Source organism: Salinimicrobium oceani (genome assembly GCF_012037645.1).
In genome coordinates, this window is record NZ_JAAVJR010000951.1 from 1 (window position 1) to 384 (window position 384).

The 384-nt window shown below is 43.5% G+C and carries 1 protein-coding gene; it reads left to right on the forward strand.

All coding sequences use genetic code 11. The annotated features are described in order from the left end of the window. Positions 1-384 (forward strand): CocE/NonD family hydrolase (locus tag HC175_RS20210; protein WP_235942708.1); only part of this gene is annotated, 384 nt, incomplete at both ends.

A 384-nucleotide genomic window follows, 5' to 3' on the forward strand; every position in this document is an offset into this window, starting at 1 on the left:
TGCAGGGCCTCTTAAGAACCTCGATAAATATTACGGAAAAGACAACGTGTTCTGGCAACAGCTTAAGGAACATCCTAATTATGATGAATTCTGGCAAAAACGCGGACTTATACAACACATGAAGAACGTAAAGCCGGCAGTGATGGTAGTAGGAGGTTTGTTTGATGCCGAAGATCTTTACGGACCTTTCAACATCTACAAAAGCCTGGAAAAGAACAGTGAGAATTCCAACATGCTGGTGATGGGGCCGTGGAGCCACGGGGACTGGTCACGAAACAGAAAAAGGCAGGCTATTGGCAACATCTACTTTGGCGATGATATTTCTGCCAATTACCAGAAAGATGTGGAGACTACCTTTTTTAACCACTTTTTAAAAGGAGAAGC